22 protein-coding genes and 1 tRNA gene are annotated in these 24794 nt (G+C 74.2%); 15 read left to right on the forward strand and 8 right to left on the reverse strand.

The annotated features are described in order from the left end of the window. Positions 1–145 precede the first annotated feature (145 nt). Entirely contained in the window at positions 146–1153 is a 1008-nt protein-coding gene (rlmB, locus tag ACTJIY_RS04580; RefSeq protein ID WP_440673724.1) for a 23S rRNA (guanosine(2251)-2'-O)-methyltransferase RlmB, read from the forward strand. A 58-nt stretch (positions 1154–1211) separates the two neighbouring features. Here the strand turns inward: rlmB and ACTJIY_RS04585 are convergent, their stop codons facing one another. From ACTJIY_RS04585 to ACTJIY_RS04605, 5 genes are all read right to left on the reverse strand, one after another. Then, entirely contained in the window at positions 1212–2477 is a 1266-nt protein-coding gene (locus ACTJIY_RS04585; protein WP_374614917.1) for a DUF4032 domain-containing protein, read from the reverse strand. 111 nt (positions 2478–2588) lie between these two features. Then, positions 2589–4301: a discoidin domain-containing protein gene (locus ACTJIY_RS04590; RefSeq protein WP_440697219.1), complete on the reverse strand. Its 1713-nt coding sequence runs from the start codon at positions 4299–4301 to the stop codon at positions 2589–2591. 178 nt (positions 4302–4479) lie between these two features. After that, the gene (locus ACTJIY_RS04595; protein WP_253052622.1) at positions 4480–5604 is read right to left on the reverse strand and encodes an ABC transporter ATP-binding protein; all 1125 of its coding nucleotides are present in this window, start codon (positions 5602–5604) and stop codon (positions 4480–4482) included. Positions 5605–5854: 250 nt separating this feature from the next. Beyond that, positions 5855–6721: a trehalose-phosphatase gene (otsB, locus tag ACTJIY_RS04600; protein ID WP_440673726.1), complete on the reverse strand. Its 867-nt coding sequence runs from the start codon at positions 6719–6721 to the stop codon at positions 5855–5857. Beyond that, positions 6718–8211 carry an alpha,alpha-trehalose-phosphate synthase (UDP-forming) gene (locus ACTJIY_RS04605; RefSeq protein ID WP_253052626.1) on the reverse strand — a complete coding sequence of 498 codons (1494 nt, stop codon included), beginning with the start codon at positions 8209–8211 and terminating at the stop codon, positions 6718–6720. Before ACTJIY_RS04605 ends, otsB begins: the two co-directional genes overlap by 4 nt. A gap of 161 nt (positions 8212–8372) precedes the next feature. On the opposite strand from ACTJIY_RS04605, the gene ACTJIY_RS04610 reads away from it, so the two are divergent. The 4 genes from ACTJIY_RS04610 to ACTJIY_RS04625 all read left to right on the forward strand — a co-directional run bounded on the left by ACTJIY_RS04610 (position 8373) and on the right by ACTJIY_RS04625 (position 11868). Beyond that, the gene (locus tag ACTJIY_RS04610; RefSeq protein ID WP_440673727.1) at positions 8373–10094 is read left to right on the forward strand and encodes a protein kinase domain-containing protein; all 1722 of its coding nucleotides are present in this window, start codon (positions 8373–8375) and stop codon (positions 10092–10094) included. Positions 10095–10169: 75 nt separating this feature from the next. Next, positions 10170–10742, forward strand: a complete 573-nt coding sequence (locus ACTJIY_RS04615) for a hypothetical protein (RefSeq protein WP_253052630.1) — start codon at positions 10170–10172, stop codon at positions 10740–10742. Between the two features lie 103 nt (positions 10743–10845). Continuing rightward, positions 10846–11700 carry a DsbA family protein gene (locus ACTJIY_RS04620; protein WP_253052632.1) on the forward strand — a complete coding sequence of 285 codons (855 nt, stop codon included), beginning with the start codon at positions 10846–10848 and terminating at the stop codon, positions 11698–11700. Positions 11701–11792: 92 nt separating this feature from the next. Beyond that, positions 11793–11868: transfer RNA gene (locus ACTJIY_RS04625), tRNA-Thr, on the forward strand. Positions 11869–12017: 149 nt separating this feature from the next. On the opposite strand, the gene ACTJIY_RS04630 is transcribed toward ACTJIY_RS04625, so the two are convergent. Both ACTJIY_RS04630 and ACTJIY_RS04635 read right to left on the reverse strand, forming a co-directional pair. Further along, the gene (locus tag ACTJIY_RS04630) at positions 12018–12884 is read right to left on the reverse strand and encodes an SGNH/GDSL hydrolase family protein (RefSeq protein ID WP_374614921.1); all 867 of its coding nucleotides are present in this window, start codon (positions 12882–12884) and stop codon (positions 12018–12020) included. A 122-nt stretch (positions 12885–13006) separates the two neighbouring features. After that, on the reverse strand, positions 13007–13666 hold the full coding sequence (locus ACTJIY_RS04635; RefSeq protein WP_308202325.1) for a uracil-DNA glycosylase: 660 nt from the start codon (positions 13664–13666) through the stop codon (positions 13007–13009). A gap of 243 nt (positions 13667–13909) precedes the next feature. Between ACTJIY_RS04635 and ACTJIY_RS04640 the strand changes: the two genes are divergently transcribed. The 4 genes from ACTJIY_RS04640 to ACTJIY_RS04655 all read left to right on the forward strand — a co-directional run bounded on the left by ACTJIY_RS04640 (position 13910) and on the right by ACTJIY_RS04655 (position 16867). Further along, positions 13910–14230, forward strand: a complete 321-nt coding sequence (locus tag ACTJIY_RS04640) for a DUF3263 domain-containing protein (RefSeq protein ID WP_253052634.1) — start codon at positions 13910–13912, stop codon at positions 14228–14230. A gap of 79 nt (positions 14231–14309) precedes the next feature. Continuing rightward, positions 14310–14963 (forward strand): LytR C-terminal domain-containing protein, encoded by a 654-nt coding sequence (locus ACTJIY_RS04645; protein WP_253052636.1) that lies wholly within the window; start codon positions 14310–14312, stop codon positions 14961–14963. Between the two features lie 181 nt (positions 14964–15144). Further along, positions 15145–15348, forward strand: coding sequence for a cold-shock protein (locus ACTJIY_RS04650; RefSeq protein ID WP_205206970.1), 204 nt, complete (start codon positions 15145–15147; stop codon positions 15346–15348). Positions 15349–15367: 19 nt separating this feature from the next. Further along, the gene (locus ACTJIY_RS04655) at positions 15368–16867 is read left to right on the forward strand and encodes a phytoene desaturase family protein (protein WP_440673728.1); all 1500 of its coding nucleotides are present in this window, start codon (positions 15368–15370) and stop codon (positions 16865–16867) included. A gap of 86 nt (positions 16868–16953) precedes the next feature. Here the strand turns inward: ACTJIY_RS04655 and ACTJIY_RS04660 are convergent, their stop codons facing one another. After that, positions 16954–18411, reverse strand: a complete 1458-nt coding sequence (locus ACTJIY_RS04660) for a glycoside hydrolase family 15 (RefSeq protein ID WP_440673729.1) — start codon at positions 18409–18411, stop codon at positions 16954–16956. 299 nt (positions 18412–18710) lie between these two features. Between ACTJIY_RS04660 and groL the strand changes: the two genes are divergently transcribed. The 6 genes from groL to ureG all read left to right on the forward strand — a co-directional run bounded on the left by groL (position 18711) and on the right by ureG (position 24786). Then, positions 18711–20336, forward strand: coding sequence for a chaperonin GroEL (gene groL, locus ACTJIY_RS04665; protein WP_253052642.1), 1626 nt, complete (start codon positions 18711–18713; stop codon positions 20334–20336). 200 nt (positions 20337–20536) lie between these two features. Beyond that, entirely contained in the window at positions 20537–20839 is a 303-nt protein-coding gene (locus ACTJIY_RS04670) for an urease subunit gamma (RefSeq protein ID WP_155097881.1), read from the forward strand. A 50-nt stretch (positions 20840–20889) separates the two neighbouring features. Then, complete coding sequence (ureB, locus tag ACTJIY_RS04675) at positions 20890–21342, forward strand: urease subunit beta (RefSeq protein ID WP_440673730.1); 453 nt, start codon at positions 20890–20892, stop codon at positions 21340–21342. A 3-nt stretch (positions 21343–21345) separates the two neighbouring features. Continuing rightward, the gene (locus ACTJIY_RS04680; protein WP_440673731.1) at positions 21346–23064 is read left to right on the forward strand and encodes an urease subunit alpha; all 1719 of its coding nucleotides are present in this window, start codon (positions 21346–21348) and stop codon (positions 23062–23064) included. Between the two features lie 2 nt (positions 23065–23066). Continuing rightward, on the forward strand, positions 23067–23975 hold the full coding sequence (locus ACTJIY_RS04685) for an urease accessory UreF family protein (RefSeq protein WP_440673732.1): 909 nt from the start codon (positions 23067–23069) through the stop codon (positions 23973–23975). Between the two features lie 4 nt (positions 23976–23979). Further along, positions 23980–24786, forward strand: a complete 807-nt coding sequence (ureG, locus tag ACTJIY_RS04690) for an urease accessory protein UreG (RefSeq protein ID WP_253053650.1) — start codon at positions 23980–23982, stop codon at positions 24784–24786. Positions 24787–24794 lie beyond the last annotated feature (8 nt).

The raw sequence follows: 24794 nt of genomic DNA on the forward strand, positions 1-24794 counted from the left end.
TCCCTCGGCGGGGTGTCTGAGGGACACTGGACCCGGTGGCGCACCGGCGCCCGCCCGCACGAACCGACCGACCTGACCGACCGGACCGGTGTCGATCCACCTGACCGACACCGACCGACCTGACCACGACACGACGGGTACTCCCATGGCTGGCAACTCACAACGACGCGGCGCGACCCGCAAGCCCGGCAGCAAGAAGGGCGCGACCGTCGGCTCCGGCGGACAGCGGCGCAAGGGCCTCGAGGGCCGCGGGCCGACCCCGAAGGCCGAGGACCGCGTCTACCACGCGGCGCACAAGCGCAAGGTCGCCGAGGAGAAGCGCGCGGCGACCGGGCGCGGGGGCGCCTCGTGGGGTGGCGGCGCCAAGGGCGGAGCCTCCCGGGGCGGCGGGCCGAAGGGGCGCGGCTCGGTGCAGGAGGTCGTCGCGGGGCGCAACTCCGTGCTCGAGGCGCTGCGCGCGCGCATCCCCGTCGAGGTCGTCTACCTCGCGTCGCGCCTCGACGCCGACGACCGGACCCGCGAGATCGTCGACATCGTCGCGGGCCGCGGCTACGACCTCCTCGAGGTCGGCAAGCCGGAGCTCGACCGCCTCACGGACGGCGCCGTCCACCAGGGCGTCGCGATCAAGGTGCCGCCGTACGAGTACGCCGACGTCGACGACCTGCTCGACGCTGCCGAGGCGACGGGTCGTCCGCCGCTGGTCGTCGCGCTCGACGGCGTGACCGACCCCCGCAACCTCGGCGCCGTGCTGCGCTCCGCGGGGGCGTTCGGGGCGCACGGCGTGCTCGTCCCCGAGCGTCGCGCCGCGGGCGTCACGGCGTCCGCGTGGAAGGTCTCGGCCGGCGCGGCCGCCCGGGTGCCCGTCGCGCGCGCGACCAACCTGGTCCGCGCCCTCGGTGAGCTCAAGAAGGCGGGCTGCTTCGTCGTCGGTCTCGACGCCGGCGGGGAGACGGCGATCGGCGACCTCCAGCTCGCGACCGAGCCGCTCGTCGTCGTCGCCGGGTCCGAGGGCAAGGGGCTCTCGCGCCTCGTGCGCGAGGCGTGCGACGTCGTCGCGTCCATCCCCATCGGGTCGGACACCGAGTCGCTCAACGCCGCCGTCGCGACGGGCATCTCGCTCTACGAGGTCGCGCGCCTGCGCCGCGAGGCCTGACGTCACTCGACCTGTCGGCGCCCCACCGGTCCCCGGACCCGTGGGGCGCCGTCACGTCTCAGCCGTAGTACTCGGGGTCCTTCTCGCCCGGCGCGAGGCCGAGGATCGCCTTCTCGTCCGGGCGGTGGCGCAGCACGTTCTCGACGTACGACTGCGTCGCCTCCGCCATGGGGACGTCGCGGCCCGCGCGCTCGGAGATGAACCAGCGGTGGTCGAGGATCTCGTGGAAGAGCTGCGCCGGCTCGAGCTTGCGGCGCAGGTTGCGGGGCACGGCCTGGATCGTGGGCTCGAACACCCCGCTGAGCCAGTCGTGGGCGACGAACTCCTCGTCGTCGTTCTGCCGCTCCGCCGCCGCGCGGAACGAGTCGAGGTCGTTGAGCAGGCGGCGCGCCTGGTTCTCCTGCACGTCGAGGCCCGTGAGGCGCAGCAGGCGCCGCGAGTGGTGCCCCGCGTCGACGACCTTGGGCTGGATCTGCACGGTCGTGCCGTCGATGTCGGTCGTGATCGCGAGCTCGTCGACATCGAAGCCGAGGTTGTTGAGGTGCTCGATGCGGGCCGCGACGCGCCACCGCTCGTTCGCGTCGAACGACTCGGACGTCGTCAGCGCGGCCCACAGCTCCTCGTAGCGCGCCACGAGCGCGTCGCCGATCGCGACCTCGTCCACGTCCTCGTCGAGCAGCTCGCCCGCGGAGAGGTCCATGAGCTCGCCGATGATGTTCGTGCGCGCGAGGTCGACGTCGTACGAGCGCTGGCCGGGGGAGAGCTCGCGGTGCAGGTCACCCGTCTCCGCGTCCACGAGGAACGCCGCGAAGGTCTCGGCGTCGCGCCGGAACAGCGTGTTCGACAGCGACACGTCGCCCCAGTAGAAGCCGACCAGGTGCAGGCGCACGAGCAGCACGGCGAGCGCGTCGATGAGGCGCGTCGCCGTGTCCGGGCGCAGCGACTGGCTGAACAGCGCGCGGTAGGGGAGCGAGAACTGCAGGTGCTCCGTGATGAGGACGGCCTCGAGCCGCTCGCCGTTCGCGTCCTGGCGCCCCGTGATGACACCCACCGGCACGACGCTCGGCACCTCGAGCCGCCGGAGCTGGCGGAGCAGCTCGTACTCCCGGTAGGCGACCGTCTCGCCGATCTCCTTGATGGCGATGACGCGCCCCGAGAGGCGCACGAACCGCACGATGTGCCGGGAGATACCGCGCGGCAGCGCCGCGAGGGTCTCGGCCGGCCACTCCTCGAGCGGGATGTCCCAGGGCAGGTCGAGGAGAGCCGGGTCGGGGGCCGACGCGGTGATCTGCAGGTTGTGCACCGTCACGGGTCCATTGTCCATGGTCGACGCGAGGTGCCGTGCGGTCGCGGCGCTTCCGGTGCTCGGCTCGCCGGGCGGGGCGCGCCCGACCCGTGAGGTCGGACGCGCCCCGCCCCGAGGGACGGGAGGAGATCAGGAGCAGGCGAGCGCGTCGTGGTCGACGTCGAACGTCGAGGTGACGTCCTCGCCGTCGACCGTCGCGGTGCCCGTCACGGTCACCGACCCGCTCTCGACCGAGGCCGAGCGCACCGCGAACGACTGGTACGCGTTCGTGCCCGGGGCGACGTCGGCGAACTCGCGGGTGCCGTAGGCCGTCGCGAGGGTCACGTCGACCGGCGAGTCCTCGCCGTTCGCCGCGCGGACCGCGAGGTACGCCTGGCCGGCGAGGCACCGGGGCTGCACCGTGACGTCGAGGTCGAGCTGCCCGCTCGGGGTGCCGTAGACCTCGAGCTCGTAGAGCGAGAAGCCCCACTGCGTCGCGCGCTCGGTGAGGTAGAGGCGCACGTACCGGCCGCTGCCGGAGACGTCCAGCTCGTCGTACCCGCCGTCACCGTCGGCGACGGTGTGCACCGTGGTCCATGTCTCGCCGTCCGGCGAGGTCTGGACCTCGTACCCCGACCCGTACGCGGTCTCCCAGTCGATGACGACCTGGCTGAGGTCGTAGCTCGCGCCGAGGTCCACCGCGATCCACTCCGGGTCGCTCCACGCGCTGCTCCAGCGGGTGCCGGCGTTGCCGTCGACCGCCTTCTCGGCCTCGTGGCCGGCCTCGTCGATGCTGGAGGCCGTCACGGGGCGGCCCAGGGCGAGCGACTCGTCGCCCTCGTTCCCGCCCCCGCCCTCGGACTCGAAGCAGCGGAGGTAGCGGTAGGACTCCGCGGACGTCTCGAACGACGGCGCCCAGTCCCACTCGTAGGTGTAGTACTGCACGTACGGCTCGGCCGCGGCGATGATGGCCGGGAGGTCCAGGTCGCCCCGCCCGAGGGCGACCTGCCGCATGTCGCCCGGCGCGTTCACGTTCACGGCGTCCTTGATGTGCAGCAGCTCGATGCGGTCCCCGTGCTCCTCGATCCACGCGGGGACGTCGAGGCCGGCGTCGGCCGCCCAGCCGACGTCGAGCTCGAACGTGACGTAGCGCGGGTCGGTGTTCTCCTCGATGACCTCCCACGCGCTGACCATCTCGCCGGTGACCGGGTCGGGGTACCGCGTGGTGAACTCGCTCTGGTGGTTGTGCAGCACGATCTTGTTCGCGCCGTTCTCGTGTGCGTACTGGCCGAGCTGGTTGACGTAGGCCGCGGTCGCGACCGCCTCGTCGTAGGTGCCGTAGCCGCCGGCCATCCCGCCGGTCCCGATGTAGTCCTGACCGAGCGCGACGGCGTACGCGACGGTCTGGGGCCACGAGCCCCAGTCCGTGCTGCCGTGGCTGGACGACACCTCGAGACCGTACTTGTCGAGGATCGCCCGGTACTCCTCGACGGGCATCGAGTAGGGCTGGTTGTACGGCTCGACGTTGGTGAAGCCCGCGTCGGCCACCTCCCCGAGCACGCGGTCGATCGTCTCGGCGGACGGCGTCCCCGAGCCCCCGAGCTCACCGACGTGGGTGTAGAGCTGGATGGAGATCTTGGAGTCGGGGAGCCCGTCGTCCGGGCCGCACGTCTCGGCCGCGGCGAGGGTGGTCGGTGGGCTGGTCTCGGCTGACGGGGTCGCGACGGCGGGGGCCGCGGCGAACGTGCCCGCGACGAGCGCGCCGCCCGTGAGCGCGGCGCCGAGGCGCCGGGCGCGGGACGAAGGGTGGGAGATCTGCATGAGGCTCCAATTGACAGCGTTGTCGATTTGGCTGACGAACATGCGACTTCTGATGTCACGTGTGCAAAAGTAGTCTTGTGGTCGGCCATGACCGTGTCAAGGGCGAGCCGCGCCGCCACGGGCGGCGCCGTGCCTCGCGCAGCGCACCGCCGCGAGACGACACAGGGCGGGTCCTCCCGTCCGGGAGGACCCGCCCTGTGGCGGTGCGGTGTGACGGGTGTCAGCTGATGCGCTGGCCCGACGCCGCGCCGAAGACGTGCGAGTGACCCGGGCGGATCGTCACGTAGATGCGCTCGCCCTTGGCCGGGACGTTGCGCGGGTCGACGCGGACGATGACCTGGTTGTCGCCGGCGCCCGAGTGGACGTCGGCCTGCGCGGCCAGGTCGCCCTTGAGCGTGCCGTAGACGAACGCGTCGGAGCCGAGCTCCTCGACGATGTTCACCTCGACCGGGAACGCGGCCTCGTTCGCCTGCGACACGACGTCGAGCGACTCGGGGCGGAAGCCGATGGTGACCTTGCCGTTGTCCGCCTCGGTGATCTTCGCGGCCGTCTCGCGCTCGAGCGCGATGCGGGCCGGGCCGACCTCGGCGACGCCGTTCTTGACCACGAACGTGCCGATGTTCATCGCCGGCGAGCCGATGAAGCCCGCGACGAAGACGTTGGCCGGCGTGTCGTACATCTCGCGCGGCGTGCCGACCTGCTGGAGCAGACCGTCCTTGAGGACCGCGATGCGGTCGCCCATGGTGAGGGCCTCGGTCTGGTCGTGCGTGACGTAGACGGTCGTGACGCCGAGACGACGCTGGAGCGACGCGATCTGCGTACGGGTCTGGACGCGGAGCTTGGCGTCGAGGTTCGACAGCGGCTCGTCCATGAGGAACACCTGCGGCTGGCGGACGATCGCACGGCCCATGGCGACGCGCTGGCGCTGACCACCGGAGAGCGCCTTCGGCTTGCGGTCGAGGTACTCGGTGAGGTCGAGGATCTTCGCGGCCTCCTCGACGCGCTGGCGGATCTCCGCCTTCGGCGTGCCGGCGATCTTCAGCGCGAAGCCCATGTTGTCCGCGACGGACATGTGCGGGTACAGCGCGTAGTTCTGGAACACCATCGCGATGTCGCGGTCCTTCGGCTGGACGTCCGTGACGTCGCGGTCGCCGATGTAGATGTGACCGCCGTTGACGTCCTCGAGGCCCGCGAGCATGCGGAGCGAGGTCGACTTGCCGCAGCCCGAGGGGCCGACGAGGACGAGGAACTCGCCGTCCTCGATGTGCAGGTTGAGCTGGTCCACGGCGGGACGCTCGGTCCCGGGGTAGAGCCGGGTTGCGTGGTCGTAGGTGACCGTAGCCATGACTGGTACATCCCTCCACCGGCAGGTACGTGCCGGACGATCCGTTGTGCAGTGACGTGCCACGTCGACGTAGCTGTTCGCGATGGCGGACGAGCGTGTCTTCGACGACACAGAAGAAGTCGGACCCCCTCTTACCCGAGCAGGGGACCCGACGTCATCGTGGACCCGATACTACTCCCGGTTCTGAGTGCTTCGTCACAGGGCCGGTCACGATCGGGTAGCGGTTTCGTGGTGCCCCGGGCCGGGGCACTCAGGCTCCCGGGCGCCCCAGTAGGTCGGCGAGCAGGTCGAGCACCGCGGCCAGCGCGTCCGCGTCCGGCACCCGCTGCGCCGCGAGCGTCTCGCCGTCGCCCACCTTGACCCCGAGGTCGCCCGGGCCGAGCACGGCGAACGCGGTCTCGTCCGTCGTGTCGTCCCCGGCGTACAGCACGCGCGTCCGCGCGTCCGGGAGCCCGGCGTCGTGCCCGACGACGTCCCGCAGCCGGTCCACCGCCTCGCCCTTCGACGTCTCGACGACGGCGACCTCGACCACGTCCTTGCCGTGCATCGCGTGCAACCCGAGGCGCTCGGCCACCGCGTCCGCGGCGTCCTCGGCGGCGCGCGTGTCCGCCGCGGACGCGAGCCGCGTGTGCAGGACGGCGGCGCTCGGCTTGTCCTGCACCCAGGCCCCCTCGCGCCCCGCGACCGCGTCGGCGAACCCTGCACGCAGCGCGTCGAGGAGGTCCGCCTGGTCCCGGGTGAGCTCCACGGGGACGGCCTCGACCCCCGCTGGCGTGGCGACGCCCGTCTCGGCGCCGTGGCTGCCCACGAGGAAGGTCCCGACGGGTGGCCGGCTGCGCTCGGCGAGGTCCGCGAGGTGGCGCCCGGAGACCAGGGCGAGGCGCGTCGTCGTCCCGGCGAGGACCGCCCCGAGGCGGTCGACGGCGGCCCGTGCGGCGGGCGCCATGCGTGCCGCGTGCGGGTCGTCGACGAGCGGCGCGAGGGTCCCGTCGAAGTCGAGCGCGACGAGCCGGGGGTGCGGGGCGTCGCCGCCGTCCGCCGCGAACGCGCGCGCGGCCTCGGCGACGGGACCGGGCGGCGTCACCGGCTGCGAGGCGACGTCGTCGGGCCGGGTCACGCGCCGGCCCCCGCGGCGAGGTCGGCCTGCGCGCCGTCCTGGCCCGCGTCGTCGGGCCGCCGGTGCGGCACGCGCGACGGCATGGCCGTGAGGACCCCCAGGAACGACTCCGACCACTTCGCGACGTCGTCGTTGAGGACCTTGCGCCGCAGGCGGCGCATGCGCTTGCGCTGCTCGCGGTGGTCCATGTGCGCGGCCGCCACGATGATGTCCTTCATCCCGTCGATGTCGTGCGGGTTGACGAGGAGCGCGCCGGAGGAGAGCTCGTCCGCGGCGCCCGTGAACTCCGAGAGGACCAGCACGCCGCGGTCGTCCGAGCGGGCGGCGACGTACTCCTTGGCGACGAGGTTCATGCCGTCGCGCAGCGAGGTGACGAGCATGACGTCCGCCGCGAGGTACAGCGCGGCCATCTCCTCGGGCGGGTAGGAGTGGTGCAGGTAGTGGATCGCGGCGTGCCCGATCTCCGCGTACTCGCCGTTGATCCGCCCGACCGCGCCCTCGACGTGCTCGCGCAGCTCCTGATAGGCGTCGACGTTCTCGCGGCTCGGGCTCGCGACCTGGACGAGCGTGGCGTGCTCGACGTCGAGGCGGCCGTCCTGCAGCAGCTCGCCGTACGCCTTGATGCGGTGCCGGATGCCCTTGGTGTAGTCGAGGCGGTCGACGCCGAGCATCATGACGTCCGGGTCGCCGAGGTCCGCGCGGATCTCGCGCGAGCGCTGCTGGACCTCGGGCGTGCGGGCGAGCTCGTCGAAGCGGCGCGAGTCGATCGAGATGGGGAACGCGGCAGCGCGGACGTGGCGGTCGCGCCCGTCCTCGCCCGGGACCGTGATGATCGGCCCGCGCGTCGTGTGGGCGCGCAGCCGCCGCACCGCACGGATGAAGTTCGCGGCGTCGCCCGCGCGCTGGAAGCCCACGAGGTCCGCGCCGAGGAGGCCGTCGAGCACCTGCCGGCGCCACGGGAGCTGCTGGAACAGCTCGAGCGGCGGGAAGGGGATGTGGTTGAAGAACCCGATCCGCACGTCGGGGCGCTGGGCGCGGATCATCTGCGGCACGAGCTGGAGCTGGTAGTCGTGCACCCACACGACGCCGCCCGGGGAGACCTGCGCGACCGCGGCGTCGGCGAAGCGCTGGTTGACGCGGCGGTACGCCTCCCACCACGTGCGGTGGTACGTGGGCGGCGAGATGACGTCGTGGTACAGCGGCCAGAGCGTGTCGTTGGAGAAGCCCTCGTAGTAGCGCTCGATCTCGTCCGCGGAGAGGGTGACGGGCACGAGCCGCATGTCGTCGGCGTCGAACGGGTCGCTCGCGAGGTCGGGCGCGCCGGACCAGCCGACCCAGGCGCCGTCGGACGCCTGCATGACCGGCTCGAGCGCCGTGACGAGACCGCCGGGCGAGCGGTTCCACTCGACGTGGCCGCCGGGTCCGACCGTGAAGTCCACGGGCAGCCGGTTGGCCACCACGACGAGATCGAATCCGTCTTTGCCTGTCAATGGACTTCTCCTTGAGCTTCGATGGATCGCGCCTGGGCGACCCAGGGTAGTCGTGCCGCCCGGCGCGCGGACGGGACGTCCGTCCCGGGCCGACCCGCCCACCAGGTCGGCCGGGCCCGTCCGGAAGGCGACGACCGGCCCGCTGCCGCTACCTTGTCACCATGGAGGAGCCCACGCAGCGCGTCGACGCGCGGACCGCCCCGGGCGGCCCGGCGCGCGGGCCCGCACCGGGGAGCGAGGTCGGGGGCTACCTCATCGGCTCGCGGCTCGGGTCGGGCGCCATGGGCACCGTCCACAGCGCGCACGACGGCGGCGGGAACCTCGTCGCGATCAAGCTCCTGCACGCGCACGTCGACCTCGACGCCGCGGCCCAGGGACGCGAGCGGCTGCGGCGCGAGGCGCTCGCCCTGCAGCGCCTGCGCCACCCCGCCGTCGCGCAGATCCTCGACGTCGAGCTCGACGGACCCGACGCGTTCATCGTCACCGAGCTCGTCGACGGCCCGACCCTCGAGGACGAGGTCGCCGAGGGCGGCCCGCTCGACCCGTGGGACCTCTACGAGCTCGCCGACCAGCTCGCCGCCGCGCTCGAGTCGGTGCACGCGGCCGGCGTCGTGCACCGCGACCTCAAGCCGAGCAACGTCATGGTCTCCTCGCGCGGCCCCGTGCTCATCGACTTCGGCATCGCGCAGGGCCTGGAGGACGCGCGCGTCACGTCGACCGGCCTCGTCATGGGGACGCCGGGCTACCTCGCGCCCGAGCTGCTCGAGGGCGCCGCCCCGAGCGTCGGGAGCGACTGGTGGGGCTGGGCCGCGCTCCTCGCCTACGCCGCGACGGGCCGGGCCCCGTTCGGGGTGCGACCGACCGACGTCGTCCTGGCCCGTGCCCGCAGCGGGCGGCCCGACCTCGCCGGCCTCGGGCCGGTCACGGCCCGCGTGCTCGCCGGGGCCCTGCACGCGGACCCCGCGCAGCGGCTCGGCCCGACGGAGGTCGTCGCCGCCCTGCGGCACGCCGCCGACACGGGCGACGCGGCCCCCGCGACCCAGGTCGTCGGGCCGCCCACCGGTCCCACGCAGGTCGTGCCGCCGGTCGCCGTCGTCCCGGGCGGCACCGGTGCGCAGGCGTGGACCGGCCGGGCGCAGGTCGTGCCACCGCCCCTGCCCACGTCGCAGTCCCAGGTCAACGACGGCCGCACCATGGCCGTGCCGACGGGCCACGACCTCCTGGACGACCTCGGGGCCCCGCCCGTCGGGGAGGACGGCGAGCCGCTCTACGTGCGCCCCGTGCCCGCCGCGCGCCGCACCGCGCTGCTCCTCCTCGCGGCCCCGATCGTCCTGCTCGGGATGCTGCACCCGGGCGTCGCGTTCGTCGTGCTCTCCGTGCTGGTCGTCCTCGCGCGCGTCGTCGGGGTGACGACGGAGTCGCTGCACGCACGGCGCGAGCGGCGCGGCGTCTCGCCCCGGGACACGGTGCGGGCCGTCGCGGCCTCGCCCTGGTACGTCGTGCGCGCCACGGTCGGGGCGCTCCCGTCGCTGCTCGTCGCGGCCTGCGCGGGGGTGCTCGTCGTCGTGGCCGGGTGGTGGCTGCTGGAGTCCGACCGCTGGGTCGTCGTCGAGGGCGCGGACGGCGGCAACTCGCCGGTCGTCACGACCGTGGTCCTGGGACTCGCGTCGTTCGCGGCCGTCGTGCTCGCGTGGTCCGGGCCGCTGACCCACCTCACGCGCTACGGGACGCGGACCGCGCTCGCGCGGCTCGCCCCGGGCCGCACCGGGACCCTGGTCCTCGCGGGACTCGGGCTCGCCCTCACGGTCCTGTGCGTCGTCCTCCTCGCCGGCGACCCCGAGGTGACGTGGTGGCCGTTCCCCGGGCCCCCGTCGCTGCGCTGAGCGCCCGGCCAGGTCGACCGACCCGTCCTGGACGTTCCCAGCCCGCTACCAGCACGCATGCGTAGGATGGGCGCCGTGCTCCGGACGACGGTGCCGCGCGCGTGGTCGCGCGGCGTGACGCGCACGTCCGTCGTGCCCGTGACCGGCCGGTTCCTCGGCCCCGCCCTCCTGCTCCTCACGCTCCTCGCCGCCCTGGTGACGCAGCTCGCCGACCGCGGGTACGCCGTCGTGCACCAGTGCGTCACGGTGCCGGGGGCGTGGGGCGTCGCCGGGATGCACCTCGCGCTCGTCCACGAGACCCCCGACTGCCCGTCCGGTACCGCGCTCGGCGGCGACCCCGCCGCCATGGTCACCGTGGTGGGCGTGCTCGCGCTCCCGGTCGTGGTCGCCCACGCGGTGGCCGCGGCCGTCGCGTGGGGCGTCTCGGCGTGGGCGCGGCGCGCCCACGAGCGCTCGCGGGCCGTCGTGAGCGGCGCGGCCCGCGCGCTGCGGACGGTCGTGCGCGGTGCGGCGCGCCCGGTGGGCGCGCTGGTGGGTGCCCGGCGGGTCGTCCGCCCGGTGCCCGACGCCGTCCCCGCCGCGCTGCACCACCTCGCAGACGCGGTGGTGCGCACGCGGCGCGGGCCGCCGCGGCTCGCCCTGGTCTGACGCCGCCGTCTGACGACGCCGTCGGACGCACGGCCCAGCGCGACCCCCGTCGGCGCGCACCCCGACACATCCCCAGCTCTCGGAACTCCCTCGGAGGACGACCATGCCCAGCAACGAAGCCCAGACCAAGGCCCAGCGCCGCGAGGCCGCGCGCGCGGAGGCCCTCGCGCTGCGCGAGGCGCAGGCCAAGCGCGACAAGCGGAACCGCCTCATCACGATCGGAGCGCTCGTCGCGGGCGTCCTCGTCCTCGTCGGCGTGTTCCTCGCCGTGTGGATCCCGGCCATGAAGGACCAGAACAAGACGATCGACGCCGTCGCGGCCGGCAACCTCGCCGACGTGACCAGCCCGTCCACCGCGCGCGACGACGGGGGCATCCCCCTCGGCGCCGACGGCACCGCCGGGACGGAGAACGACGGCGCGGTCGAGGTCGGCGTGTACCTCGACTACATGTGCCCCATCTGCGGCCAGTTCGAGGAGACGAACGGCCCGACGCTCGACCAGCTCCGCGAGTCGGGCGACGTGACCGTCGTGCTGCACCCCGTCGCGATCCTCGACCGCATGGCGAACGCGCAGCAGTTCTCGACCCGCTCCGCGGCGGCCGCCGCGTGGATCGCGGACCGCGCGCCGGAGCAGATGAACGCGTTCAACGCGATCATGTTCCAGAACCAGCCGGAGGAGAACAAGGAGACGCTCACCGACGAGCAGATCGCGGACCTCGCCGAGCAGGCCGGCGTCCCGGCCGACGTCGCCGCGGGCATCGCCGACGGGACCGCGGTCGAGACGTTCGGCGACTGGGCCGCCACCGCGACGAGCCTCGTCACCCAGGACGAGGCGCTCGCCAACCCGCAGTCGGGCGGCTTCGGCACGCCGACGATCACGATCGACGGCAAGCGCTGGGACGGCAACTGGAGCGACCCGAACGCGCTCTCCGCCGCCGTCACGGCCGCGCAGGGCTGACCTCGCGGGCCGGCGCCGCGAGCGGCGTCGGCCCCGGTCCCCGGCCGTCGGGCGAGCAGGTAGTCTGTTCGCTCGCCCGGCAGCCCGGGCACGCCGCCTTAGCTCAGCTGGTAGAGCACTCGCCTTGTAAGCGAAAGGTCGTCGGTTCGAACCCGACAGGCGGCTCCACCACGACGCCCCCGGTTCCGTGCGGAACCGGGGGCGTCGTCGTGTCGGCGCGCTCCGTGAGATCGGCAGCTTCTGCCCGGATCGGCAGTTGCGACCGCCGATCTCGGCAGACACCGCCGATCTCGTGCGCGCTCGGCGGTCCGCACCGCTCAGCGGTCGGCGAGCGGGACCGGGAGGAGCTCGGGCGCCTTGGGGAGCCGCCCGTCGCCCGACGACGTCCCGCGGAGGCGGCGCTGGGCCCACGGCACGACGTGGGTGCGCACCCACTGCGCGTTCTGCCGGGCCCGGTCCAGCGCCGGGACCGGCGGCAGGGGTGCGAGCGGGTCGTCCCACGCCGCGTCGTCGGGCGCCTGGCCCAGCCCGACGAGCGCCGCCTGCGCGACCCGCCGGTGCCCCTCGGGCGTCAGGTGGATGCGGTCCTCCGACCACACCCGCCAGTCCTGGAGCGCGCGCATGCCCCAGAGGTCGAGCACGTACGCGCCCTGCCGGCGCGCGATCGACCAGACGTGCGCGTTGTACACCCCGACGCGCGGGCGCGTGAGGCTCACGAGCGGCGACTGCGACGCGTCGAAACCGGTCGCCATGAGCACCTCGATCCCCGCCCCGCGCAGGCGTGCCACCGCGTGCTCGAGGTTGCGCGCGAGGCGGTCCACGTCGGCGTTCGGCCGCAGGATGTCGTTCCCGCCGCCCACGAGGCTCACGAGGTCCGGCTTGAGCTCGAGCGCCGCGGGGACCTGCTCGGTGAGGATCGAGCGCAGCTTGCGCCCGCGGATCGCGAGGTTGGCGTACCGCAGCGGCTCCTCGCCTGCCGCGACGCGCCGCGAGGCGAGGTGCTGCGCGAGGAGGTCGGCCCAGCCGCGCTGGTGGTCCTCCTCGCCGGGGTACGGGTCCCACAGCCCTTCGGTGAACGAGTCGCCGATCGCGAGGTAGCTCGACCAGCGGGGCGGTGCGTCGGGTCGAGGGACGTCGGAGGCGTCACCGGCCAGGGGAGTGGTCGTCGGGTTCTGCGTCGTCACCCGCCCATTCTGCTCCCGCCGCACCATGCCCCGTCGACCAGGCACCCTGGCGGGTCGAGCAGGCGATGTCGGCGCGTCACGCGACGAGGACGGGCCAGGACCACCTGCTCGGCGGGGTGGGGTCAGGTCGTGGGGAGGGTCCAGACGACCGGGGCGGCGCCCTGGGCGACGAGGAGCTCGTTGACGCGGGAGAACGGGCGGGAGCCGAAGAAGCCCCGGCGGGCCGAGAGCGGGCTGGGGTGGGCGCTCGCGACGACGGGGGTGTCGCCGAGCATCGGGCGCAGCGTGGCGGCGTCGCGACCCCACAGGATCGCGACGAGCGGGGCGTCGCGGGCGACGAGCGCGCGGATCGCGGCCTCCGTCACGGTCTCCCAGCCCTGGCCGCGGTGCGATCCGGGCTCGCCCGGACGGACGGTGAGCACCCTGTTGAGGAGCATGACGCCCTGGTCGCTCCACGCGGTGAGGTCGCCGTTCGCGGGCGTGGGGGCCCCGACGTCGTCGGCGAGCTCGGCGAAGATGTTCTGGAGCGATCGCGGCACCGGCCGCACGTGCGGCTGCACGGAGAACGACAGTCCCATGGGGTGCCCCGGGGTGGGGTAGGGGTCCTGCCCGACGACGAGGACGCGCACGTCCGCGAGGGGCCGCGAGAACGCGTTGAGGATCGCCGACGGCGCGGGCAGGTACTCGCGCCCGGCCGCGACCTCCGCGCGCAGGAAGTCCCCGAGCGCGTGGAGCTGCGGCTCGACGGGCGCGAGGGCCTCGGCCCAGTCGGGCGCCATGATGCTCGCGAGCGGGGGGCGGGGGCTCGGCGTCGGTCCGGTGACGGCCGGGGTGCTGCCCGGGGCGACGTCGACGGGCTGGGCGGGTGCGCTCTCCACGGCACCGAGCCTATCGGCCGCCCGGAGCGCCCCGTCACGCCTCCGGCGAGGACGAATGACACTCGTGTGGTTCGTGCGTACGCTGAGAGGCGGCCGCGCGCACCGAGGTGCGCAGGTCCCGTGACGAGAGAGTGCAGGGAGGGAACGATGAGCGAGGCGGCGTACGTGCTCGACGGACCCGACGCGGTCGGCGACCCGACCGTCCAGGAGGCCCCGTCGTCGGGCCTGAGCGAGCGCGACCAGGAGATCCTGGCGTTCGAGCGGCAGTGGTGGAAGTACTCGGGCGCCAAGGAGCAGGCGGTGCGCGAGCTGTTCGACATGACGGCGACGCGCTACTACCAGGTGCTCAACGCGCTCATCGACTCCCCGGCGGCGCTCGCGCACGACCCGATGCTCGTCAAGCGGCTGCGCCGGATGCGTTCCACCAGGCAGCGGGCTCGCACGGCCCGCCGGCTCGAAGGCCTCTGACGTGCGGACCGCTGTCGCCCGTGAAGTCCGGGCGAACTGGGCGTTTAGCCAACGGGCCTGACCGGGCTACCCTGTCGCCGTGACGAAGAGCCGCTACCCCTACGCGCCCGACGAGTTCGACGCGCCCGCGCAGCAGGGTGCGCCCGTCGGGGTGCACCGCACGCCGCGCAGCGGGTGGAGCAAGACGTGGCCGTTCCTGCTGGTCGCCGTCGTCTTCGCCGGTCTCGCCTACGGGGGCGTCGCGCTGCTGTCGGACAACGGGGCGACCGAGAACCCGCCGCAGGCGCAGTCGACCGACCCCGCCGCGGAGGAGACCGAGGCGCCCCCCGCCGACGAGACCGAGGAGCCTCCCGCGACGGAGGAGCCCCCCGCGGCGGAGGAGCCCCCCGCCGACGAGACTCCCGCGGCGCCCGACCTCGCCACGCTCATGGCGGCCGCCGACCCGAGCGCCTACGTCCGCGTGCTGAACGACGGTGGGCCGGAGGGTGAGTCCCGCGTCGGCAAGGACGCTCTGGAGGCCCAGGGCTTCACCCACGTCGAGTTCGCGGCCTACCCCGACGGCGGCTCCGGCCAGGAGGCCAACACCGTCTGGTACGTGCCGAACCGCAACGACACCGCGGCTGCCGTGGCGGCGACGCTGGGCATCCCGGCGGAGAACGTCCAGGAGGTTCCGTCGCTTCGCGAGGGCGACGTCGTCGTCGTCGTGAAGTCCGCGCTCGCTCCCGTCGGCTGACGCCTCGAGGCTCGGGGCCACCGGGCGGGGTCTGCGCGCCGCGCTGACCTGGCGGTTCACTCTCCTGCGACGGTCGAACCCGCGTCTCGTCGACCTTTCGCGCACGCCACGGTCGGGCTAGGCTCGGGCTACCACGGGGCGGGGGTCGCCTCGCGGGCGACGATGCACGAGGAGAACGTCAATGGCTCAGGGCACCGTGAAGTGGTTCAACGCCGAGAAGGGCTACGGGTTCATCACGCCTGCGGCCGGCGGACAGGACCTCTTCGTGCACTTCAGCGCGATCCAGACCGACGGCTACCGCACGCTCGACGAGGGCCAGGAGGTCGAGTTCGAGCTCGGCCAGGGCACCAAGGGCCCGCAGGCCGAGCAGGTGCGGCCGCTCTGACGCCGCTCACGGGGGTCGCGTGACGGAGAACCTCGACGCCGTCGTCGTCGGTTCGGGCCCCAACGGGCTGGCCGCCGCCGTGACCCTCGCACGCGCCGGTCTCGCCGTGCGCGTCCTCGAGGCGCAGCCGACGATCGGTGGCGGCGCGCGCACGCTCGACCTCGGCCTCGCGGACGGGGTCGTGCACGACGTGTGCTCGGCCGTGCACCCGATGGCGTGGGCGTCGCCGTTCTTCGAGGCGTTCGACCTGGGCGCGCGCGGCGTGGAGCTGCTCGTGCCGGAGGTGTCGTACGCGCAGCCGCTCGACGGTGGCCGCGCGGGCATCGCCTACCACGACCTCGACCGCACGGTGGATCGTCTCGGCGTCGACGGCGCCGCCTGGCGCGCGCTGCTCGGCCCGCTCGCGGAGGGCTGGCGCGACGTCGTCGCGCTCGCCCTGGGCGACAAGCGCTCCGTCCCCGGGCGGGCGCTGACGCCGGGCGGGGCCGCGGTCGCCGCGCGGTTCGGCGCCGCCGTCCTCGAGCAGGGGAGCGCGGCCTGGGGGCGCCGCTTCCGCACCGAGGAAGCGGGAGCGCTGCTCACGGGGGTCGCGGCGCACGCCATCTCGCGGCTGCCCTCCCTGGCCGCCGCGGGCACGGCGCTGCTGCTCGCCTCGCTCGGCCACGCGCCGGGCGGCTGGCCGCTGCCGCGGGGCGGGTCGGGCGCGATCGTCGCGGCACTCGTGGACGACCTGCGCGCGCACGGCGGCGAGGTCGTGACCGGCCACCGCGTCGGTGCGATCCAGGACCTGCCGCGGGCCCGGGCGTACGTGTTCGACACCGCGCCCGGCGTCGTCGCGGAGATGTTCGGCGACCGTCTGTCTCCCCGGGCGGAGTGGGCCCTGCGGCGGTTCCGGCACGGCGACGCGGCCGCGAAGGTCGACCTCGTGCTCTCCGGTCCGGTCCCGTGGGCCGATCCCGAGGTGGGGCGTGCCGGGACCGTGCACGTCGGCGGGACGCGTGCCGAGATGGCGCGTGCCGAGGCGGACGTCGCGGCCGGTCGGCACGCGGCCCGGCCGGTCGTGCTCGTGAGCGACCCGACCGTCGTCGACCCCGCGCGCGAGGTCGACGGGGCGCGGCCGTTGTGGACATACGCGCACGTGCCCGCCGGATCGACGCGTGACGTGACGGAGGACGTCCTCGGTCAGCTCGAACGGTTCGCCCCGGGGGTCCGGGACCTCGTCGTCACGTCGCGGTGCGTGCCGGCGGCGGAGATGGCCGCGCACGACGAGAGCTACGTGGGTGGCGACATCGCGGGTGGCGCGGTGAGCATGTGGCAGATGGTCGCGCGCCCCACCCCCCGGCTCGACCCGTACGCCGTCGGGCTGGAGGGCGTCTACCTGTGCTCGGCGTCGACGCCCCCCGGGCCGGGCGTGCACGGGCTCGGCGGCTGGTACGCCGCGCGGCGCGTGCTGCGCCGGGAGTTCGACGTCCGCGCGGAGCCCGATCTGGCTCCGACGGCGGACGTGGGCGCCAGGTAGCGCTCGCGGTCGACGCCACGTCGCTCCCTCAGGTGACCACGCCTCTACCTCAGGTGACCACGCCTCTACCTCAGGTGGCCTCGGCTCTACCTCGCCGGGTCGGCGGTGGTCGTGTCGAGCTCCACGAGCGCGAGCACGACGAGCGCGGAGCTCCAGGAGAGCGGCGCGACGGCGGCCGGGGAGCCGTCCGCCAGGACCTTCTCCGGGATCGCGCCGGACGCGGTGCGGTGGTCGTCCACCCAGCGGAGCCACTCCCGGGCGTCGGCCCGGTCCTCCGGGTCCGACGACGACGCGGCGGCGAGCGCGTAGAGCGTCGTCTGCGGCGTCCAGGAGATGCCGTCCTCGCGCCAGCCCGCCCCGGGCGCGAGGCCGCCCGCGGGTCGCAGCATCTCGGTGACCGACGCGCGCCACGCGACGTCCGCGCCCGCGAGCGGCTCGGGCTGGAACGGCGGCAGCACGAACGCGGTCGACGCGTCCCGCGCGCCGCCCGTCACGTGGCGCGGGTAGCCCTGCGACCCGAACGACCGCTCGATGGCCATGCGCAGGCGCGCGGCGGCCAGCGTCGCGTCGGTCGCCCGGCCCGTCTCGCCCGCCGCGGAGTAGACGTCGGCCGCGGCCTCGAGCCCGGCGAGCAGGGGACCGGCGGTCCCGAGCGTGAGCGCCGTCGGCTCGACCTCCCAGTAGTCGCTCGACGGCGGGGGCAGCGGGTCCTCGCCGTCGACGAGCGCGAGCGCGTGGTCGGTCGCGGCGTCGACGAGGGGCCGCAGCGCGGCGGCGACCGCGCGCCGTTCGACGGCGGGCGTCTCCTCGAGCACGACGTCGGCCGCCCACAGGACCCAGCCGACGCCGTCGGACTGGAGGCCGCGGTCGTCGGGCACGCCCGAGCCGTCGGGCAGGTAGCGCGCGTGGAACGACCCGTCGTCCTCCTGGACGCGGGCGAGGAAGCCGAGGACGCGCCGCGCGTCGTCGACGTGCCCGGTGCGCGCGAACGCCGCCGCCGTGAACGACGCGTCGCGCGGCCACACGTAGCGCCACTTGGGCGAGGCGGCGGCGAGCGCGGCGCCGTCGTCGAGGGTGAGGGCGCGCAGGTCCAGGAGCGCGGCCTCGCCGAGCGCGGCGAACGGCCCGTCCCCGCCGGGGACGACGCCGGACGCGAGCCAGGCGCGTGACGCGGCGGCGGCGTCCTGCGCCCGGTCGGGGTCCAGGAGCGCCGACGCGTCGAGCCGCGGTCCGGCGACCTGCGCGAGCCGGTCCGCCTCGCCGTCCGCGGGGTCGATGCCGTCGGCGAGCGCGACAGGGTCGAGCGCCGCGGGGTCGAGCACACGGCTGCCGGGGAGGTACGTCACCGCGGCCCCGGGGGCGAGGCGCAGGAGCGCGGTGCCGCCGTCGGGGGTGGCCGCGACGGCGACGCCGTCCTGGTACAGGTCGATGTGCTCGCCCGTCGGAGCCGCGACGGCAGTCGCGGCGGTGAGGCCGAGGGCAGGGACCAGCACGAAGCCGGCCAGGGCTGCTGCGAGGCGCCACGACGGTGTTGCGCGGATCACACCGCGCATCCTAAGGGGCGGCGCGGCGCGGTGGGTTTCGCCCGTCGCGATACGGGGGGCGGCGCGGACGGGCTGTCTTGCACTCGCACGGTGCGAGTGCCAATAATGGCGTTAGCACTCTCGTCATGAGAGTGACAGAAGTGACCAGCGCAGGCAGCCGCTCACGCGGCTGCGGCGCAACCCACCAGGTCGACAGGTGAGGCCCGCCCCGGCGGCGTGACATGAACGCCGCCCGTCGCGGGCCGTCCGTCGCGGGCGCCGGCCGACCGCCATACGCCACCAGCGGAGGATCATTCCCCATGGCCAAGATCATCGCCTTCGACGAGGAGGCTCGTCGGAGCATGGAGCGCGGGCTCAACGCCCTCGCCGACACCGTCAAGGTCACCCTCGGCCCCAAGGGCCGCAACGTCGTGCTCGACAAGAAGTGGGGCGCGCCGACCATCACGAACGACGGCGTCTCCATCGCCAAGGAGATCGAGCTCGAGGACCCGTACGAGAAGATCGGTGCGGAGCTCGTCAAGGAGGTCGCCAAGAAGACCGACGACGTCGCGGGTGACGGCACCACCACCGCGACCGTGCTCGCCCAGGCGCTCGTGCGCGAGGGTCTGCGCGTCGTCGCGGCCGGCGCCAACCCGATCGCCGTCAAGCGCGGCATCGAGAAGGCCGTCGACGCGGTGACGGAGCAGCTGCTCAACGCCGCGAAGGACATCGAGACCAAGGAGGAGATCGCCGCCACGGCCGCCATCTCCGCCGGCGACCCCGCGATCGGCGAGCTCATCGCCGAGGCCCTCGACAAGGTGGGCAAGGAGGGCGTCATCACGGTCGAGGAGTCGAACACGTTCGGCCTCGAGCTCGAGCTCACCGAGGGCATGCGCTTCGACAAGGGCTTCCTCGCGCGCTACTTCGAGACGGACCCCGAGCGCCAGGAGGCCGTGCTCGAGGACCCGTACGTCCTCATCGTCGAGTCCAAGATCTCGAACGTGAAGGACCTGCTCCCGGTCCTCGACCAGGTCATGAAGGCCGGCCGCTCGCTCCTCATCATCGCCGAGGACGTCGAGGGCGAGGCGCTCGCGACCCTGGTGCTCAACAAGATCCGTGGCACGTTCAAGTCCGTCGCGGTCAAGGCCCCGGGCTTCGGCGACCGCCGCAAGGCCATGCTCCAGGACATCGCGATCCTCACCGGCGGCCAGGTCATCACCGAGACGGTGGGCCTCAAGCTCGAGAACGCGACGCTGGACCTGCTCGGCCAGGCGCGCAAGGTCGTCGTCACCAAGGACGAGACCACGATCGTCGAGGGTGCGGGCGACGCCGACCTGATCCAGGGTCGCGTCAACCAGATCCGTGGCGAGATCGAGAAGTCGGACTCCGACTACGACCGCGAGAAGCTCCAGGAGCGCCTCGCGAAGCTCGCCGGCGGCGTGGCCGTCATCAAGGCGGGTGCCGCGACGGAGGTCGAGCTCAAGGAGCGCAAGCACCGCATCGAGGACGCCGTGCGCAACGCGAAGGCGGCCGTCGAGGAGGGCATCGTCGCCGGTGGTGGCGTCGCGCTCATCCAGGCCGGTGCGGTGGCGTTCGAGAAGCTCGAGCTCGAGGGCGACGAGGCGACCGGTGCGCAGATCGTGCGCGCCGCGATCGACGCCCCGCTCAAGCAGATCGCCGTCAACGCGGGCCTCGAGGGCGGCGTCGTCGCGGAGAAGGTGCGCAACCTCCCCGCCGGCCAGGGCCTCAACGCCGCGACCGGTGAGTACGAGGACCTCCTCGCCGCCGGCGTGAACGACCCGGTCAAGGTCACGCGCTCCGCGCTGCAGAACGCCGCCTCCATCGCGGCGCTCTTCCTCACGACCGAGGCCGTCGTCGCCGACAAGCCGGAGAAGGCTCCGGCCGCCCCCGGTGGCGACGGTGGCATGGGCGGCATGGACTTCTGATCCACGCATGACCCTCTCCCGGCTCGTCCGGGAGGTCGCAGGACATCGAAGGCCGTCGGCCGGGTTCGCCCGGTCGGCGGCCTTCGTCGTGCCCGCGGGAGTCCTCCTCCCGTCGCCGCCAGGCCCGGGGGTGTCGCGGTACACGCACGTATAACGCCGTGTATACACGCCGGAAACGAACGCCCGGCAGGATCGCCGCCATGCACCTGACGCCCGCGGACACCGAGAAGCTGCTGCTCGCCGTCGCGGGCATGGTCGCGCGCGACCGCCGCGAGCGCGGCGTGCTGCTCAACTACCCCGAGACCGTCGCCCTGCTCACCACGTGGGTGATCGAGCGCGCTCGCGAGGGGGCGGGCGTCGAGGAGCTCATGGTCGCCGGGCGCGAGGTGCTCGGGCGCGACGAGGTGATGGAGGGCGTCGCGGAGATGCTGCCCGACGTCCAGGTCGAGGCGACCTTCCCCGACGGGCGCAAGCTCGTCACCATCCACCAGCCGATCGCCTGAGCCGGACCGGTCCGGCGCACGCACGAGGCTCAGCGAGAGCGAGGCGACACATGGCAGGCATCCGTACGAGCGGCCCGGGCGCGGTCCGGCTCAAGCGTGGCACCGAGGGCGTGCCGGTGGTGCTCAACGCCGACCGCACCGACGACGAGCGGGTGACGCTGGTCGTGACGAACACCGGAGACCGCCCGGTCCAGATCGGCTCCCACCTGCACCTCCCCGACGCCAACGCCGCGCTCTCCTTCGACCGTGCCGCCGCGCACGGGTTCCGGCTCGACGTCCCGTCCGGCACGTCGCGCCGCTTCGAGCCCGGCGCGTCCGCGGAGGTCGAGGCCGTCGCCCTCCGGGGCCGACGACGCGTGCCCGGCCTCCAGCGCGGCAAGCCCGACGGCGGCGCCTTGGACCACCCGACCGAGCCTGCCGAATCCGGGGTCGCTCCCCAGGACCCCGCAGACGTGGGGAGAGATCCAGGGTTCGGCGGGCGGGGCACTTCCGAGGAGGACTGATTCATGGTCGCGATCTCGCGCGAGCGTTATGTCGCGCTGTACGGGCCGACGACGGGGGACCAGGTGCGCCTCGGCGACACCGACCTGTGGATCGAGGTCGAGGAGGACCGCACGTTCGGGGGCGAGGAGGCCGTCTTCGGCGGTGGCAAGTCGATCCGCGAGTCGATGGCGCAGGGAACCACGACCCGCGCCGAGGGCGCGCTCGACACGGTGGTGACGAACGCCGTCGTGCTGGACTGGTGGGGGATCGTCAAGGCCGACGTCGGGATCCGGGACGGGCGGATCGTCGCGCTCGGCCGCGCGGGCAACCCCGACGTCGCGGACGGCGTCCACCCGGACCTGCACATCGGCCCGTCGACCGACGTCGTGAGCGGCGAGGGCAAGATCCTCACCGCGGGCGGCATCGACTCGCACGTGCACCTCATCTCGCCGTCCCAGGTGGTCGAGGCGCTCGCGACGGGCATCACGACCGTCGCGGGCGGCGGGACCGGGCCGAGCGAGGGCACGAAGGCGACGACGGTCACGCCCGGTGCCTGGCACCTCGAGGCGATCCACCGCGCGCTGGACCGGCTCCCCGTGAACGTCCTGCTGCTCGGCAAGGGCAACACCGTGAGCGCCGAGGGCCTGCGCGAGCAGGCCATGGCCGGCGCGGGCGGGTACAAGGTGCACGAGGACTGGGGCTCGACCCCGGCCGCGATCGACGCCGCGCTGCGCGCCGCCGAGGACTGGGGGCTGCAGGTCGCGCTGCACTCCGACTCGCTCAACGAGGCCGGGTTCGTCGAGTCGACGCTGCGCGCGATCGGCGGACGCTCGATCCACGCGTTCCACGCCGAGGGCGCGGGCGGTGGCCACGCGCCCGACATCCTCACCGTCGCGAGCCACCCGAACGTCATCCCCGGCTCGACGAACCCGACCCTCCCGCACACGGTCAACACGGTCGCCGAGCACCTCGACATGCTCATGGTCTGCCACCACCTCAACCCGCAGGTCGCGGAGGACCTCGCGTTCGCCGAGTCGCGCATCCGCGGCACCACCATCGCGGCCGAGGACGTGCTCCACGACCTCGGCGCCATGTCCATCACATCGTCCGACGCGCAGGCCATGGGCCGCATCGGCGAGGTGGTCACGCGCACGTGGCAGGTCGCGCACGTCATGAAGGCCCGGCGCGGCGCGCACCCCGGCGGCGCGCGCGGGCCCGAGCTCCCGGCCGACAACCTGCGCGCCCGGCGCTACGTCGCGAAGTACACGATCAACCCCGCGGTCGCGCACGGGATCGACGCGTACGTGGGATCGGTCGAGCCGGGCAAGGTCGCGGACCTCGTGCTGTGGGAGCCCAAGCTCTTCGGCGTCCGGCCGAGCGTCGTCATGAAGGGCGGCGCGCTCGTGTGGGGCGCGCTCGGCGACCCCAACGCGTCCATCCCGTCGCCGCAGCCCGTGCTCATGCGTCCGGCGCTCGCCGACGCGATCGGCGCCGACGTGTCGATGTCGTTCGTCTCGCCCGCCGCGCTCGACGACGGCCTGGAGGAGCGGCTCGGGCTCGCCCGGCAGCTCCTCCCGGTCGCGGACACGCGCGACGTCGGCAAGGCGCAGATGAGGAACAACGACTACCTGCCGCAGATCGACATCGACCCCGAGTCGTTCGCGATCGAGGTCGACGGCGAGCTCGTCGTCCCCGCTCCCGCCGACCGGCTGCCCCTCGCGCAGCTCTACTCGCTGTTCTAGCCATGAGCGCGATGCCGGAGGTCGACGGGGAGGGACGCGCGGAGCTCATGCTCGCGCTGCTCGCGGACGCGCGCCTGCCCACCGGCGGGCACACGCAGTCCGCGGGCCTCGAGCCCGCGCTGCGGGCGGGCATGCCCGCGGCGCAGGTTCCCGACTACGTGCGGGCGCGCCTCGCCACGGTCACGCGCGTCGAGGCGGCCACGGCGGTCGTCGCGCGGCACGTCGCGCTCGCGGCCGGTCCTGTGCCCGACGGCGCGGCGTCGCCCCCCGCGGGCGGCGCGTCGTCCGCCGGGGTGCCCGACGGCGTCGCGTCGGCGGCGCGCGGCCTCGCCGACACGTGGCTCGCCTGGACGGCCCGGACGCCGTCGTCCGCGCTCCGCGAGACGTCGCGACGGCTCGGCCGCGGCTACCTTCGGCTCCTGCGCCGGCTGTGGGAGGGGCATCCCGCCGTCGTCGCGCTGGACGAGGCGGCGGTGCTGGTCGCCGACGCACCCCGTGCCGACGGGGTGCCGGACCCGGGCGCGGGCGCCACGTCGACCGCGCGAGCGGTGCCGGTCGCCGGAGCAGACCCGGGCGGCCGGGCGGCGACGGGCCGTAGGGCGCCGCAACCCCCACGGCCCGTCGTGCTCGGCGTGACGGCCGCGTGCGCGGGGCTGTCCGCGCGGCAGGTCGCGCGTCTCGTCGGGTACGAGGACGTGCAGACCGTCGCCGCGGCGACCCTCAAGCTCGAGCCCGTCGACCCGGTCGTCGCGACCGGCTGGGTCGTCGCCGCCCAGCCCGCGATCGACGCGCTCGCCCGCGCCGTGGCCGACCTGACCGACCCCCGCGCGATCCCCGCGCACGGCGCACCGCTCGTCGAGCAGTGGGCCGAGCTCCACTCCCGCACCACCGAGAGGCTGTTCAGTGCCTGACATCCTGCCTGAGACCACTCCCGACACCCGCTCGCTGCGCCTCGGCGTCGCCGGACCCGTCGGCACGGGAAAGAGCTCGCTCATCGCGCTCCTGTGCCGCGAGCTGTCCGGCGTGCTGCAGCTCGGCGTCATCACCAACGACATCTACACCGACGAGGACGCGCGCTTCCTGCGCTCGGCGGGCGTGCTCGACCCGGAGCGCATCCGCGCCGTCGAGACCGGCGCGTGCCCGCACACCGCGATCCGCGACGACGTGACCGCCAACCTGCTCGCGGTCGAGGACCTCGAGGAGGACTTCGCGCCGCTCGACGTCGTGCTCGTCGAGTCGGGCGGCGACAACCTCACCGCCACGTTCTCGCCCGCGCTCGTCGACGCGCAGATCTTCGTGCTCGACGTGGCGGGCGGCGGGGACGTCGCCCGCAAGGGCGGCCCCGGCATCGCGCGGGCCGACCTGCTCGTCGTCAACAAGACGGACCTCGCGCCCTACGTGGGCGTCGACGTGCCGCGGATGGTCCTCGACGCGACGGCCGCGCGCGACGGCGCCCCGGTGCTCGCCCTCTCGCGCCTCGACCGCGAGTCGATCGACGCGCTCACCACGTGGGTGCAGACGCTGCTCGCCGCGCACCGCGCGGGCGCGCACGTGCCGCAGGACCCGGGGCCGATGGCGCCCCACTTCCACGCGGACGAGGACGGCAACGGGTTCCTCCACACGCACGAGGAGGGCGACGCGGCGCACGCGCACGACCACTCCCACGCCGACGAGCACGACGGCGCGGCGGCCGAGCCGGTGGCCGCCGCCGGGCGCGACTGAGGCGCGGC

This window comes from Cellulosimicrobium sp. 22598, assembly GCF_052044445.1.
Lineage (GTDB): Bacteria > Actinomycetota > Actinomycetes > Actinomycetales > Cellulomonadaceae > Cellulosimicrobium > Cellulosimicrobium cellulans_G.

Bases quoted from the DNA above. Each gene is read 5' to 3' on its own strand.
- groL (WP_253052642.1), top strand. From the start codon at position 18,711: ATGGCCAAGATCATCGCCTTCGACGAGGAGGCTCGTCGGAGCATGGAG.
- ACTJIY_RS04685 (WP_440673732.1), top strand. From the start codon at position 23,067: ATGAGCGCGATGCCGGAGGTCGACGGGGAGGGACGCGCGGAGCTCATG.
- ACTJIY_RS04590 (WP_440697219.1), bottom strand. From the start codon at position 4,301: ATGTTCGTCAGCCAAATCGACAACGCTGTCAATTGGAGCCTCATGCAG.
- ACTJIY_RS04595 (WP_253052622.1), bottom strand. From the start codon at position 5,604: ATGGCTACGGTCACCTACGACCACGCAACCCGGCTCTACCCCGGGACC.
- rlmB (WP_440673724.1), top strand. From the start codon at position 146: ATGGCTGGCAACTCACAACGACGCGGCGCGACCCGCAAGCCCGGCAGC.
- ACTJIY_RS04680 (WP_440673731.1), top strand. From the start codon at position 21,346: ATGGTCGCGATCTCGCGCGAGCGTTATGTCGCGCTGTACGGGCCGACG.
- ureB (WP_440673730.1), top strand. From the start codon at position 20,890: ATGGCAGGCATCCGTACGAGCGGCCCGGGCGCGGTCCGGCTCAAGCGT.
- ACTJIY_RS04620 (WP_253052632.1), top strand. From the start codon at position 10,846: ATGCCCAGCAACGAAGCCCAGACCAAGGCCCAGCGCCGCGAGGCCGCG.
- ACTJIY_RS04640 (WP_253052634.1), top strand. From the start codon at position 13,910: ATGAGCGAGGCGGCGTACGTGCTCGACGGACCCGACGCGGTCGGCGAC.
- ACTJIY_RS04650 (WP_205206970.1), top strand. From the start codon at position 15,145: ATGGCTCAGGGCACCGTGAAGTGGTTCAACGCCGAGAAGGGCTACGGG.
- ACTJIY_RS04670 (WP_155097881.1), top strand. From the start codon at position 20,537: ATGCACCTGACGCCCGCGGACACCGAGAAGCTGCTGCTCGCCGTCGCG.
- ACTJIY_RS04610 (WP_440673727.1), top strand. From the start codon at position 8,373: ATGGAGGAGCCCACGCAGCGCGTCGACGCGCGGACCGCCCCGGGCGGC.
- ACTJIY_RS04585 (WP_374614917.1), bottom strand. From the start codon at position 2,477: ATGGACAATGGACCCGTGACGGTGCACAACCTGCAGATCACCGCGTCG.